Source organism: Dysosmobacter sp. Marseille-Q4140 (genome assembly GCA_018228705.1).
In the GTDB taxonomy this organism is placed as follows: domain Bacteria; phylum Bacillota; class Clostridia; order Oscillospirales; family Oscillospiraceae; genus Oscillibacter.
In genome coordinates, this window is record CP073694.1 from 406781 (window position 1) to 421243 (window position 14463).

Genomic DNA, 14463 nt, shown 5'->3' on the forward strand with positions numbered 1-14463 from the left:
ACAGATATGAAGTACGGCAGAACCTACAATTTCTCCGCCGGTCCCGCCATGATGCCGGAGCCGGTGCTGGAGGAGATCGCCGCCGAGATGATGAACTATCGCGGCAGCGGCATGTGCGTCATGGAGATGAGCCACCGGTCCAAGGTGTTCCAGCAGATCATCGAGGAGGCCGAGGCGGACCTGCGCAAGCTCATGAGCATCCCCGACAACTACAAGGTCCTCTTCGTCCAGGGCGGCGGCACCGTCCAGTTCGCCATGGTGCCCATGAACCTGATGAAAAACGGCGTGGCCTGCTATGTGGAGACCGGCGCCTGGTCCAAGAAGGCTATCAAGGAGGCTCAGAAGTACGGCGAGGTGAAGATCGTGGCCTCCTCCGCCGACAAGAACTTCTCCTACATCCCCGACTGCTCCGATCTGGACATTCCTGACAATGCGGATTACGTCTACATCTGCGAGAACGAGACCATCAACGGCACCACCTACCACACCCTGCCCAACACCAAGGGCAAGATTCTGGTGGCGGACCAGTCCTCCATGTTCCTCTCCCGACCCTGCGATGTGAGCAAGTACGGCCTGATCTGGGCCGGCGTGCAGAAGAACGTGGGCCCCGCCGGCATGGCCGTGGTCATCATCCGCGAGGACCTGCTGCGGGACGACCTGCCCAAGTTCGTTCCCACCTACCTCAACTATAAGACCCACGCCGATGCCGACTCCCTGTACAACACCCCCAACTGCTGGGCCATTTACTGCTGCGGCAAGGTATTCAAGTACCTGCTGGATAACGGCGGCCTGGAGGCCATGAACAAGCGCAACGAGGAGAAGGCCGCGGTTCTGTACGACTTCCTGGACCAGAGCAAGTTCTTCACCGGCGCCGTGGTGAAGGAGGACCGCTCTTTGATGAACGTGCCCTTCGTGTCTCCGTCCAAGGAGCAGGACGCCGACGTGGTGGCCGCCACCAAGGCCGCGGGCTTCGACAACCTCAAGGGCCACAAGAGCGTGGGCGGCCTGCGGGCGTCCATCTACAACGCCATGCCCAAGGAGGGCGTGGAGGCCCTGGTGGAATTCCTGAAGAAGTACGAGGCAGAACACGCATAAAGAGGGGACTGCGTCCTCCCTTTAGATCCCCCCGCCGGTGACGCCGGTCACTGGTGAGTGCGCCCCACGGGCGCGCGGGTCGGGGAATTTCCGGCAGGTACACGCCCTGCTAAGCTGCGCTTTAAAGTGGGGACTGCGTCCCCCTTTTAGATCCCCCCCACCAGTGACGCCCGTCACTGGTGAGTGCGCCCCCCGGCGCACAGGTCGGGGTATTTTCGGCAGGTACACGCCCTGCCGAAAATGACTGCGCGTTCTTCTTTCCCACCGGCAGAAGAACCGGGGAAAGCTTCGTTTTCCCCTCCCCCTTCCGATTTCGCCGGATACGCCTGTCCCCCAATGGGCGTCTGGACTCCCGTCCTCCGGCCGCGACGATGGCACCCCTGGGGTGTGCCGGACATACAAGAAAGGGGCATGAACACATATGGCAATGCGAGTTTTGGTCACAGACGGAATGGATGCCGGCGCCATGGAGCAGCTGCGCAGGGACGGATATGAGGTCGTGGAGCAGTTCTACGAACCGGACTCTCTTGGCACCGCCCTGCGGGACTTTGACGCGGTCATCATCCGCAGCGCCACCAAAATCAAGGAACCCCAGATCGACGCCGCCAAGGGCGGCCGCCTGAAGCTCATCATCCGCGCCGGCGTCGGCGTGGACAACATCGCCGTGCCCTACGCCGAGGCGGCGGGCATCCAGGTCCGCAATACCCCCCGCGCTTCCTCCAACGCGGTGGCGGAGCTGGCCCTGGCGCTGCTGTTCTCCTGCGCCCGCAACATCTCCATCGCCGGTCACACCATGCGGGAGAACAAGTGGGAGAAAAAGGCCTACTCCAAGGGCTTTGAGCTCTCGGGCAAGACCATGGGCGTCGTGGGCTACGGCCGCATCGGCAGTCTGGTGGGCCAGAAGGCCCAGGCTCTGGGCATGAACGTCCTGTCTTATGTCAACCGGCATAAGCCGGAGGGCTGCGAGTGCGACACCATGCACTTTGTCTCCCCCGACGAGGTCTTTGCCCAGTCCGATGTGATCGTCCTCTGTGCCCCGGGCAGCGGCAAGCCTATCGTGGACGCGGAATCCCTGGCCAAGATGAAGGACGGCGTGGTGATCGTCAACGTCTCCCGGGGCGCCAACGTGGACGAGGCTGCCCTGCTGGACGCGCTGAACAGCGGCAAGGTCAAGGCCGCGGGCCTGGACGTATGGATGAGCGAGAAGGACCCCAACTGGGCCCTGGCACAGCATCCGGCCGTCTCCTGCACGCCCCATATCGGCGCGGGCACCAAGGAAGCGCAAAAACGCATCGGCGCAGAGCTGGTGGATATCATCGAGCACTTCGAGGCATAACGCCGAACTCCTAAACCGCCCCGGACTTTCGTCCGGGGCGGTCTTTTGTTGTCAGAGGGCAACCTCTCCCGACGCTCAGCTTCCACATTTTCTTGCGGTTTTCATCAAAAGCCGGATCTTTTTCTCTTTGCGGCATATACAAAGTTTGTGATTTACGAAAATTTAACTGACACACCTATTTACAATTCAAAGTTGTCAGTGTATAATCAAATACGTTCATACAAACCGGAGAAGAAGGTGATACCCTCTATGAAACAATCTGTCGTTCCGGCCCAGTACCTCCAGATCGCGCTGGACCTGGCCGGGCGCATCGCCAGAGGCGAGCTGGCGGAGGGCAGCCGCATCTACGGCCGGTCGGTCATGGCCTCGGAGTACAACGTCTCTCCGGAGACCATCCGCCGGGCACTGCGGCTGCTGGCGGACATGAAGGTGGTAGAGGTGCGGCCCCAGAGCGGAGCGGTGGTCCTCTCCGCCGACAGCGCCCGCCGCTACATTGCCAACTTCGCGGAGGATGCCGACATCCACGCCCTGCGGATGCAGCTGCGGGAGCTGATCGCTCAGTCCGCGGAGGTCAACCGCCGCATGGGCGAGACCGCCGCCGCCCTGGTCAAGAGCCAGGACACCTTCTCCGCCGCCGGGGAACCGCTCCCCAACTACGAGGTACCGGTGCCCCAGGGGTCTCCCCTGACCGGCAAGAGCATCGGCGCATTGAAATTCTGGCAGTCCACCGGCGGCACCATCGTGGCCATCCGCCGGGGCCAGACCGTGATCCTCTCCCCCGGACCCTACGCGGAGCTGTACGGCGGCGACGTGATCGTCCTGGTGGGAAGTCCCGCCGCCGCGGAGGCGGCGCACCGCCTGGTGCAGGCGCAAGTAAAGGAGTGAAGAAACGCCATGATCCAATTTGAGCACGTAAACAAAAGCTATGGGAAAACACCCATTTTGAAGGACCTGACCTTCACCATCCCCGACGGGCAGTTCGTCATTCTGATCGGTCCCTCCGGCTGCGGAAAGACCACCACCCTCAAGACCATCAACCGCCTGATCGAGCCCGACAGCGGCACCATCCTCATCGACGGCCAGGACATCCACGGCCAGGACAAGGTGACGCTGCGCCGCCACATCGGCTACGTGATCCAGCAGATCGGCCTGTTCCCCAACATGACCGTGGCCCAGAACATCTGCGTGGTGCCGAAGCTGCTGAAATACGACAAGGCCAAGTGCGACGAGATCGTCCAGGACCTTTTGAAGATGGTGGGCATGGAGCAGTCCGCCAACAAGTACCCTTCCGAGCTCTCCGGCGGCCAGCAGCAGCGCATCGGCGTGCTGCGGGCCCTGGCGGCCTCTCCTCCCATCGTGCTGATGGATGAGCCCTTCTCCGCCCTGGACCCCATGACCCGCGAGGTCCTTCAGGACGAGGTGAAGAGCATCCAGCAGAAGCTGGGCAAGACCATCGTCTTTGTCAGCCACGACATGGGCGAGGCGCTGAAGCTGGCAGACATCATCATCTTCATGGACCAGGGCCAGGTGGTCCAGATGGCCTCTCCGGAGGAGATGCTGGAGCACCCGGCCAACGACCTGGTCCGCAACTTCCTGGGCAAGCACTCCTCCGAGAGCCCCGCCCCCTCCAAGGTGGAGAGCTTCATGCGCACCAACGTGCTGAGCGTGAAGAAGGACCGGGGCGTGCTGGAGTGCGCAGAGCGCATGGCCCGCAGCAGCGTGGATACCCTGCTGGTCACCGACGAGAACAAGCGGTATCTGGGCACCGTGTCCATCGGCGACATCCGCCACTGGGGCCGGGAACTCAACAACATCGAGCCCCTGATCCGCCAGACCGCCCGCACCGCCCGGGTGGGCGACGAGGCCAAGGAGTCCTTCGACTACCTGCTGGACTCCGGCGCCAGCTACGTGGTGGTCCTCAACGCCGACGACACCATCGCCGGCATCGTCACCAAGACCAGCGTGGCCCGCTCTGTGGCGGAGAACCTGTGGGGGGATGCCAAATGATGGGAACACTGCAGACCCTCTTCCACGACTACGGCGCCAAGCTGGGCACGGCCATCTGCCAGCACACGGCCTATGTGCTGGTATCCGTGGTCATCGGCTTTGCGGTGGGACTGGTGCTGGGGATCCTGCTGTCCCGGATCCCCCGGTGGCTGTCCGGTTTCATCATTCCGGTGCTGTCCATCTTCCAGACCATCCCCGGCCTGGTGTTCATCGGCGTCCTCTTCATCTGGTGGGGCAACATCTACCCAACGGTCATCGTGGCCCTCAGCGTGTACGCCATGTTCCCGATCCTGAAAAACACCTACACCGGCATCCTGGAGGTGGAGGGAAAGTACATCGAGGCGGCCAAGGGCTGCGGCATGTCCCGCTTCCAGACCCTGGTGCGGGTGGAGCTGCCCCTGGCCATGCCGGTGATCGTGGCCGGCGTGCGCATGGCCGCCATCTACACCGTCTCCTGGGCGGTGCTGGCCTCCATGATCAGCCTGGGCGGCCTGGGCGACTTCGTCTACCAGGGCACCTCCTCCAATAACAACACCCTCATCCTGCTGGGCGCCATCCCGGCGGCCATCCTGGCTATCCTCTTCGGCGCGGTCATCGACCTGCTCCAGAAGAAGGTCACCCCCAGAGGGCTGCGGAAGGGGGCGGGCAAATGAGCTGGGACGTCATTTTTGAGCACCTGTTCATCGTGCTGGCTGCCAGCCTGCTGTCCATCGCCGTGGGTCTGCCCTTGGGCATCTGGGCCTATGTGTCCCGCCGGATCCGGCCCGTGATACTGCGGATCGTGGACCTGCTCCAGACCATCCCCTCCCTGGCTCTACTTGGCATCATCATGGTGGTGCTGGACCCCGGCAAGGCCACCGTCATCATCGGCATCACCCTCTATTCCCTGCTGCCCATCGTCCAGAACACCTGTCTTGGGCTCCAGGAGGTGGATCCGGGCGTCAAGGAGGCGGCCCGGGGCATGGGCATGAGCAAGGCCTACCGCATTTTGATGGTGGAGTTCCCCCTGGCCTTCCCCACCGTGTTCACCGGCATCCGCATCGCCGTGGTCAACGCCATCGGCACCGCCGTGTTCGCGGCCTTCGTGGGCGGCGGCGGCCTGGGCGGCGTCATCACCCAGGCCATCCGCATCTCCGACATGGGCATGATTGCCCTGGCCACCGGTGTGCTCATGGTGATCGCCGTGGTGCTGGACCTGATCATGAGCTGGTTCGAGGGGCAGATGCGCAAGTCCCGGGGCGGGTCCAAGATTATGTGGATCCCCGTGGCGGCCATCCTGCTGGCCTTCTGCCTGCTGCTGCCCTACGGCCGCGGTTCTACCGGCGACATCATGCTCTACGATGGCGACTACTCCGAGACCCAGCTGATGCACCACATGGTGAAGGTGCTGGTGGAGGACCAGACCGACCTGACCGTCACCATCCAGGACCAGATGTCCCAGGTGAACAACTGGAACGCCCTGAAGGACGACGGCCACACCTGCGACCTGATGATCTCCTACGACGGAACGCTCCTGACCACCTTCTTCCACCAGGACACTCCCGACGTGCCGGAGGGCATGACCATCTACGACTACGTGAAGGAAAAGGCCCTGGCGGACTATGACCTCCATGTGCTGGGCAAGCTGGGCTTTGAGAACACCTACGCCATCGGCGTGCCCGAGACCCTGGCGGAGGAGTACGGCCTGGAGACCATCAGCGACCTCATCCCCATTGCAGATCAGCTGACCTTCGGCGCCGAACAGGAGTTCTTCACCCTGGAGGGCAGCATGAAGTTCAATCCCTTCGTGGAGTTCTACGGACTGCAGTTCAAGGACTACCGGCCCGTGGACATGGGCCTCAAGTACGCCGCCATTGAAAACGGCACCTTCGACGTGGCCGTGGTCTACACCACCGACGGCCTCAACCGCAAGGTGGGGCTCAAGGTCCTGGAGGACGACAAGAGCTTCTTCCCTGACTACTTCGGCGTGTTCGTGGTCCGGGGCGACATTCTGGAAGAACATCCGGAGCTGGAGGACATCCTGGAACAGCTGAGCGGACAGATCTCCACCGACCAGATGGCGGAGCTGACGTACCAGGTGGACGTTCTGGGCCGCACCGTGGACGAGGTGGCCCGGGAGTTCCTGGTCAGCCTTGGGTTGCTGAGCGCGTGAAAATCTGATACCATGGTTTCCGGGGAAACGGTTTTTCCCCGGAAACTTTTTTTATCCGCGAAACCACGGCGGCGGTTTTGCCGTCTTGTTCAGCAAAGAGGCGGCCATCCGCCGCCCATTCACCGGAGAGGGGGCGCGTCCATGATGGAGGACAGCGAGATCATCGACCTGTACTGGGTCCGGGACCAGCGGGCCATCGGCGAGACTGCGGGAAAATACGGCGCCTTTTTGCGGACCGTGGCCTGGAACATCCTGCGCAGCCACGGCGACGCTGAGGAGTGCGTCAACGACACCTACCTTCGAACCTGGAACGCCATTCCCCCGGCCCGGCCCGGGGCCTTCCGGGCGTGGCTGGGGCGGATCACCCGGAACCTGAGCCTGGACCGCTGGAAACGGGATCGGGCGCAGCGCCGGGGCGGAGACGACTTCTCCCTGCTGCTGGGGGAGCTGGACGTGTGCCTGCCCGACGCCGACCGGGCCCAGCGGCACCTGGAGGACCAAGAGATCGCGGACCTCATCAGCCGCTTTCTCCGGCAGCAGTCCGCCTTCAACCGCCGGGCATTTCTGCGGCGGTACTGGTACGGCGAGTCCATTGAGGAGATCGCCGCCGCGCTGGACTGCGGAACCGGCAAGGTGAAGTCCGCCCTGTTCCGCACCCGCAGCGCCCTGCGGACCTGTCTGGAAAAGGAGGGCGTGGCCATATGAGAGCGGAACATCTCTTCTCCATCCTGGGTCTGGTGGACCCGGCGCTGATCGACGAGGCCATGGATCCCTCCGCCGCCCGCAGACAGCAGCGGGCCGTCTGGCGCCGGTACGCGGCCGTTGCCGCCTGCTGCGTCCTGGTCTGCGGCGCGCTGTTCTGGTCCGTGCGCTTCCTGGGCATGGGCGGCTCAGACACCGCCACTACCGAAGATACCGCCGGCACCGCCGAGGAGCAGGAAAGTGCCGCCACGGGAAGCGACGGGTCGGACGGCGGCTCCCTTCCCCAGGCCCCCGGCGGAGGATTTTTCTCCTATGCCGGACCGGTGCTGCCCCTGACCACCCTGGAGCCCGATACGGGCCTGACGGCGGAGCGGACCCTCACCCTTGACTTCGCTCCGGGCACCCACGCCGACGGCGCCAGCAGCCAGTGGGGCGCCGGAGTGACGGACCGCTATGTGCTGACCAACCCCACGGCGGACGATGTGACCGTCACGGCCCTGTACCCGGTCACCGGCAGCCTCGCGGGCCTGTCCGAAACGGTCCCGCAGCTGGCCGCAGACGGTGTGGCGGCATCGTACACTCTGTACGCCGGGGGCTACGCGGGCGCCTTCGGCGACGAAAACGACCGGAACGGCTCCACCCACAACCTGGCAGGCCCGTACAGCTGGGAGGACTACGCCGCCCTGGTGTCCGACGGGGACTACCTGACTGACGCCCTGTCCGGAGCGCCGGACCTGGGCACCCCGGTGACCGTCTATGACTTCTCCGACGTGACCCTCACCGGAGAGGAGGAGCGGCCGGAGCTGGTGGTCTCCTGCACCTTCGACCCGGCGGCCACCACCATTCTTAGCTATGATTTCAGCGCCTCCAACTGGGACGACGGCGGCACCTGGCGGCAGTACGGGCAGCGGATCGACCCGGACCGCTGGGGCAGCCCCACCCTGATCGTGCTGGGGGCGGATATCGACTATGCTCTGCTGGCCGATTATGGTCCGGACGCCCCGGCCCTCACCGGAGCGAACTGCACCGTGGTCCGGCGGGAGACCACCCTGGGCGAGGCCCTTGGGGCGCTGTGCCGGAAGGAACTGGAGGAACGGGAGATCGCGGCCGGCGCCATGCTGGAGCCGTATGTCAAAGCGGCGGCGGAGCTGCTGATGGTATACGGCCCTCTGTCCGATGCGCCCATGGACCGCTATGCCGACGGGCGGCTGGACGATCTGCTGGGCGAGGCCCTGACCGTGGACCGGATGCTGTATCTGGCGGTGCCGGTCACCGTCCCGGCGGGCGGCAGCGCAGAGGTGACCGCCTCCTTCTGGAAGCGGCCCGGCTATGACTTCGGCGGCTCCGGCACGGGCCGGGAGGGCCTCCAGGGCTTTGAGGTCCTGACCACCGCCGGTTCCAGCCTCATCTTCACCGGTCAGTCCGCCGCCGTGGTCAACACCGACGGCGTGGAGATCACCGCGGAGGACTTTGGATTTGACAGCGGCGGAACGGCCCTTCTGGATCCGGGCCAGCCCCGATACGGCCTGGAGGTCCGGCCTCTGGACAGCTGAACACAGCACAGCGCCCGCGGCATACGCCGCGGGCGCTGTGTGTTTTGTCAGTGCCTCCGGCTCCGCAGCCAACCGACCAGGGCCAGAGCCGCAGCGGAGGTAATCACGGCCGCCAGTGAGGCGGCGGGGCTGCTCTCCGGTGCGGCGGGCTTTGGCGATGGTTCCGCCTGGGGCTCCAGCGGAACAGGCTCCGCCTCCGCATTCTCCTGCTCCGCCTGCCAGATCTCCAAAGAGGCGGCGGGCAGCACCTCGGGGGCCGGGGCCTCCTCCGGCCATTCCGGTGGCGTACCCGGCGCAAGCGCTTGGTCCAGAATTTTTTCCGGCCGGTTGGGGGTCCGGTCCCGGTTCTCCTGCCAGTCGGAGAGCATGTAAGCCGCAGGAATCTGCCACAGCGACCCGTCCTCCAGTACCACAAGCGTCCGGTCTGAACAATTCACAGCCGCCGCGACCCCTTCCATGATCTTCACAACACCATTGTCATACTCCGTCGCCGGGAGCGAAGCAGTAAGCAGCGGATCTGACGGATCCACCTGTCCCTCCCGCAGCATGGCGGGGCGGAACTGCCCCCACGCCCAGAGAGACCCGTCCGCCGTCACCGCCAGACTGGGTGTGAACCAATCCACCTTCTCCAAGAACTTCTCCGGCTGACCAAATACCTCATACGCCGCATCTCCCTCTGAGACCGTCACACAAGGCACCCGCCAAAGGCTGCCGTCCAGCCCCTGCACCAGGATGAACGCGCCGCTGTCAAAACCGCTCCAGGTCCGCACATCCGCCTCCTGCTTCATCAGGGTCCTGGCCGTCAGCGTATCCCCGTCGAACCCGAATTGGACCAGCGTCCCGTCCTCCAGGACCGCCATATCCCCCTCCAGCCGGGCCACATGGTCCAAAGCCTGCACCGGCCGGAAAAAGGGATCGTCCGGGTGCTTTTTCAAAGACTCCCCGGACCGGGCACCCCAGATCCACACGGTGCCGTCGGTGCGCAGCGCCGTGCAGCTGGTATCTCCTATGGAGACCTCCGCCACATCCTCCAGCAGACGGTAGGGCTCCTCCTCTCCAAAGGTCCGGCCCGCATGGCCGCCCCAGCCCCAGAGGGCACCGTCTGCATCAATCGCGGCGGCCATGACGAAGCCCGCCGCCACATAGCGGGCATTTTCCAGCAGGATATTGGCATCCTCCCAGTACAGCGGGTCCTGGTCCGCAGGGCCCACCGCGCCGTGGAAGCTGTCTCCCCAGGCATAGAGTTTCCCACCGGCGTCAATGACATAGTAGGTATAGCCACTGGCGGCAATGGGCTCCACCACAGGTTCCAGCGCCCGGACCGGCAGCGTCAGCAGCACCGCCGCCAGCAGAAATCCGGCCAGTTTCCTCATAGGGACCGCCGCCTTTCCCAGGGGCCGCGGCACTCCGACGCCCCTCGTTTTCCTCATCATAGCACCCGCTCCGCACCGCCGCAAGGCCGCCGGAAATTTTCTTCCGTTTTCTGTGGACAAACGGCCGCTTTTGGCGTATACTTTGCCTAACAACATATGATATTATTTTAAGTTATGCCTGTCATAAGATAAAATAATATCAAAAAATTCAATAGAAGGAGTGGTTCTATGTCTGAGAGTTACGCGGGCAAGATCAACCGGAAGCTGCTGAAAAAGCGCCGTATCATCAACGCAGCCGCCGGCCGGGAGAAAGCGGATCTGGTGCTGAAGAACGCCACTTACGTCAACGTGTTCGCCAACCAGCTGTGCACCGCCGACATCGCCGTGGCGGAAGGGCTCATTGTAGGCATGGGCCAATACAGCGGCGAGGTGGAAGTGAACTGCACCGGCAAGATCGTTCTGCCGGGATTCCTGGACGCCCACATCCACCTGGAGAGCGCCCTTGTCAGTCCCAAGGAGTTTGTCAAGGCGGTGCTGCCTCACGGCACCACCACTGTGGTGACGGACCCCCATGAGATCGCCAACGTCATGGGCACCGACGGCATCGAGTACATGCTCCAGGCCACGGAGGACCTGCCGGTGGACGTGCGGTTCATGCTGCCCTCCTGCGTCCCGGCCACGCCGCTGGACGAGTCCGGCGCCATTCTGGACTACCGGAGCCTCGACTCCTTCTACGATCATCCCCGGGTCCAGGGTCTGGCGGAGATGATGAACTTCGTGGGCATCATTGCCGGAGACGACCAGCCGGTGGAGAAGATCGTCGCGGCCCAGGCCCACCACAAGAAGATCGACGGCCACGCCCCGGACCTGGTGGGCAACGACCTCAACGCCTACATCGCCGCCGGCGTCTACTCTGACCACGAGTGCCACGATCTGAATGACGCCATTGCCAAGCTGGAGCGGGGCCAGTTCATCATGATCCGGGAGGGCACCGCCGCCCAGAACCTGGATGCGCTGATGCCCCTGCTGTGCGACAAGTACTCCGAACGGTGTATGTTCTGCTCGGACGACAAGCACCCCAGCGACCTGCTGGAAAAGGGCCATATCGACTACATGGTGAAAAGGGCCATCGCCCTGGGTGCAGACCCTATCACCGCCGTGAAGGTGGCCTGCCACAATGCCGCTCGGTACTTCCTTCTCAATAACCGCGGCGCCATCGCCCCCGGCTATCTGGGCGATTTCGTCATCATCGACAACTTCCAGGACTTCCACATCGAAAAGGTCTTTAAGAAGGGCGAGCTGCTGGTGGAAAACGGCGTGGTGAAGGACTTCCCCGTCCCGCCCATCGAGCCCTATCTGGTGGAGCGCTCCCACAACACCTTCCATGTGGAGACGCTGACGGCGGAGGACTTCACCGAGCGGCGGCCCCGGGGCATCATCGGCATGGTAGACGGCGAGATCACCACCGTGGACGCCGGGTACTCCGACCGTATCGACGTGGAGTACGACGTGCTGAAGATCGCTGTAGTGGAGCGCCACAAGAACACCCACCACATCGGCATCGGCTTCATCCAGGGCTACGGCCTCAAGTCCGGCGCCGTGGCTACCTCCGTCTCCCACGACTCCCACAACATCATCGTGGTGGGTACCAGCGAGGCCGATATGGCCGCCGCTGTCAACCGGGTGGTGGAACTGAACGGCGGCATCGTGGTCTGGGACAACGGCGCCCCCAAGGCGGAGGTTCCCCTGGCCATCGCCGGCATCATGAGCGACGAGCCCCTGGTGACGGTCAACGAAAAGCTGGAGACCGCCAAGGCCGCCGCCCACGCTCTGGGCGTCAACCCCGGCATCGACCCCTTCATGACCCTCAGCTTTATGGCCCTGCCGGTGATTCCCTCCCTGCGCATCACCACCCGCGGCGTCTTCGACGTCACTACCCAGAGCTACGTGTAATTCTTTTTTTAAAAGAAAAGAATCAAAAGAATTTTAGCCCGTTACCGGCTCCGGCGCAAAACCGGGCCTGCCGCTCGGCAACGCAGGCGGGTGCTCACGGAGAACGGCCCTCTCCGGGAATGAAAAAGCCGCCCCAACGGGCGGCTTTTTTCATTCCTCTTTTACGGTGATCTGGCAGGGCTTCATGGCCTCCAGGGCCGTGCGGTGGGCCTCCGGCGTGACACCGGCGCAGCAGGCCGCCTCCACCACGACCTCCGCCTCCGGCAAAAACGCCTTGGCCAGCAGGGCGTTGGAGAGCACGCAGATGTCCGTGCACACGCCGATGAGGGTGATCTTCCCCACCGGCTCCCGCTCGTTCAGCCGGGCCAGCTCCTCACCCAGGGCTCGGCTGCCGAAGGTGGGCTTGTCGATGACGGTGCGGCCCACGGTGTCCGGCTGTAATTGGGGGATGATCTCCCAGCCCTCGCTGCCCCGGATGCAGTGGGGCACCGGCAAATGTCTCCCCTCCTGGGTGTCCATATAATCGGGACTGTGGGTATCCCGGGTGAAGAGAATCTCCTCCCCCCGGGCAGCGCCCTCCGCCACCCTGCCAACCACATACGGCACGATGTCAAAGGCCTCCTGGGTCCCCAGGGCACCGGAGACGAAGTCGTTCTGCATATCCACTACGATCAAAATATCCATACCGTGCCTCCCGGTTTGTGAATTTTCTCCATTATATCAGTCTTTCATTCCTCTTTCCAGTCTGTTCCCCTTTTTTTGCCGGAGTGGTTGACTTTTCCACAGCAGTCAGCTACCATATAGGGTATTGTCCGAAGGCTCTGCCTTCGGTCTGTGAAATGAGAGAGGGAGATACAATTCAATGAAGCGTGAAAACTTCCAGTCCCGTCTGGGATTCCTGCTGGTGAGCGCGGGCTGCGCCATCGGCATCGGCAACGTGTGGAAATTCCCCTATGTGACCGGCATTTACGGCGGCGGCGTGTTCGTGCTGTTCTATCTGCTGTTTCTGGTCATCATGGGCGTGCCCGTACTGACCATGGAGCTGGCGGTGGGCCGAGCCAGCCGCAAGAGTGCCATTGACGCCTACAAGGCTCTGGAACCCAAGGGCAGCAAGTGGCACATCCACGGCTGGTTCTGCCTGATCGGCTGCTGCCTGCTGATGATGTACTACACCACCGTGGCCGGCTGGATGCTGGACTATTTCTACAAGTTCACCACCGGCGCCTTTGAGGGAATGCCCAACGACGCCATCGACGGCGTGTTCTCCGCCATGCTGGCCAACCCCGGTGAGATGACGGTCTTTATGGTCATCATCGTGCTGGCGGGCTTTTTGGTCTGTTCGTTCGGCCTCCAGAAGGGCCTGGAGCGGATCAGCAAGTGGATGATGCTGGCGCTGCTGGCTCTGATCGTGGTGCTGGCGGTCCACAGCCTGACCCTGGACGGCGCCGCGGAGGGTGTAAAGTTCTACCTGCTGCCGGACTTCCAGCGGGCTTCTGAGGCCGGCCTCAGCAAGGTCATCACCGGCGCCATGAACCAGTCCTTCTTCACCCTGAGCCTGGGCATCGCCGCCATGGAAATCTTCGGCAGCTACATGTCCAAGGAGCACTCCCTCACCGGAGAGGCGGTCCGCATCTGCTGCCTGGACACCTTCGTGGCCTTCATGTCCGGCATGATCATCTTCCCCGCCTGCTTCAGCTTCGGCGTGGAGGCAGGCAGCGGCCCCGCCCTGATTTTCATGACCCTGCCCCGAGTGTTCGTCAACATGGCCGGCGGCCGGATCTGGGGCGCGCTGTTCTTCCTGTTCATGACCTTTGCCAGCTTTACCACGGTGCTGGCGGTGTTTGAGAACATCATGGCCACCTGCATCGACAGTTTCCGCTGGTCCCGGAAAAAGGCCACCATCGTCTGCTGCGTGTTCATCCTGATCGCCAGCATGCCCTGCATCCTGGGTTACAGCTCCTGGTACTTCTCCGTGGTACTGCCCAACGCCACCAGCGGCGGCCAGATCCTGGACGTGGAGGATTTCATCGTCAGCAACCTGCTGCTGCCCCTGGGTTCTCTGGTATATCTGCTGTTCTGCGTCAGCAAGTGGGGCTGGGGCTTCGACAAGTACCTGGCCGAGGCCAACACCGGTACCGGGCTGAAGATGTCCCGGGCCTTCAAGCCCTACTTCCAGTTCATCCTGCCGGTGATCATCCTGGTAATTTTGATTCAGGGCCTGATCATCGTCAAGCCTGCAGGCTGAGGAGGCACGATGCTTCCGGCGGCTTTCAAGGCGCGCCGTTTCAACTC

The 14463-nt window shown here is 63.3% G+C and carries 12 protein-coding genes; 10 read left to right on the plus strand and 2 right to left on the minus strand.

The window, feature by feature from the left end:
• Nucleotides 1-6: 6 nt before the first annotated feature.
• From serC to KFE19_01990, 8 genes are all read left to right on the plus strand, one after another.
• Nucleotides 7-1095 (plus strand): 3-phosphoserine/phosphohydroxythreonine transaminase, encoded by a 1089-nt coding sequence (gene serC / locus KFE19_01955; GenBank protein QUO38312.1) that lies wholly within the window; start codon nt 7-9, stop codon nt 1093-1095.
• A 421-nt stretch (nt 1096-1516) separates the two neighbouring features.
• Nucleotides 1517-2431, plus strand: a complete 915-nt coding sequence (locus KFE19_01960) for a 3-phosphoglycerate dehydrogenase (protein QUO38313.1) — start codon at nt 1517-1519, stop codon at nt 2429-2431.
• Nucleotides 2432-2680: 249 nt separating this feature from the next.
• Nucleotides 2681-3316, plus strand: a complete 636-nt coding sequence (locus KFE19_01965) for a GntR family transcriptional regulator (GenBank protein ID QUO38314.1) — start codon at nt 2681-2683, stop codon at nt 3314-3316.
• A 9-nt stretch (nt 3317-3325) separates the two neighbouring features.
• A complete protein-coding gene (locus tag KFE19_01970; protein QUO38315.1) occupies nt 3326-4438 on the plus strand; it encodes an ABC transporter ATP-binding protein in 1113 nt (370 codons plus the stop codon).
• Nucleotides 4438-5091, plus strand: a complete 654-nt coding sequence (locus tag KFE19_01975; GenBank protein QUO39493.1) for an ABC transporter permease — start codon at nt 4438-4440, stop codon at nt 5089-5091. Before KFE19_01970 ends, KFE19_01975 begins: the two co-directional genes overlap by 1 nt.
• A complete protein-coding gene (locus KFE19_01980; GenBank protein ID QUO38316.1) occupies nt 5088-6590 on the plus strand; it encodes an ABC transporter permease subunit in 1503 nt (500 codons plus the stop codon). Before KFE19_01975 ends, KFE19_01980 begins: the two co-directional genes overlap by 4 nt.
• A 144-nt stretch (nt 6591-6734) precedes the next feature.
• On the plus strand, nt 6735-7295 hold the full coding sequence (locus KFE19_01985) for an RNA polymerase sigma factor (GenBank protein QUO39494.1): 561 nt from the start codon (nt 6735-6737) through the stop codon (nt 7293-7295).
• Entirely contained in the window at nt 7292-8845 is a 1554-nt protein-coding gene (locus KFE19_01990; protein QUO38317.1) for a hypothetical protein, read from the plus strand. The genes KFE19_01985 and KFE19_01990 overlap by 4 nt, the downstream gene beginning before the upstream one ends.
• 47 nt (nt 8846-8892) lie before the next feature.
• Here KFE19_01990 and KFE19_01995 read toward each other — a convergent pair whose 3' ends face one another.
• Entirely contained in the window at nt 8893-10218 is a 1326-nt protein-coding gene (locus tag KFE19_01995) for a hypothetical protein (protein QUO38318.1), read from the minus strand.
• 228 nt (nt 10219-10446) lie between these two features.
• Between KFE19_01995 and ade the strand changes: the two genes are divergently transcribed.
• On the plus strand, nt 10447-12171 hold the full coding sequence (gene ade / locus KFE19_02000; GenBank protein QUO38319.1) for an adenine deaminase: 1725 nt from the start codon (nt 10447-10449) through the stop codon (nt 12169-12171).
• A 150-nt stretch (nt 12172-12321) separates the two neighbouring features.
• Here ade and KFE19_02005 read toward each other — a convergent pair whose 3' ends face one another.
• Nucleotides 12322-12855 carry a cysteine hydrolase gene (locus KFE19_02005; GenBank protein QUO38320.1) on the minus strand — a complete coding sequence of 178 codons (534 nt, stop codon included), beginning with the start codon at nt 12853-12855 and terminating at the stop codon, nt 12322-12324.
• A gap of 178 nt (nt 12856-13033) precedes the next feature.
• On the opposite strand from KFE19_02005, the gene KFE19_02010 reads away from it, so the two are divergent.
• On the plus strand, nt 13034-14416 hold the full coding sequence (locus KFE19_02010) for a sodium-dependent transporter (GenBank protein QUO38321.1): 1383 nt from the start codon (nt 13034-13036) through the stop codon (nt 14414-14416).
• Nucleotides 14417-14463: the final 47 nt, after the last annotated feature.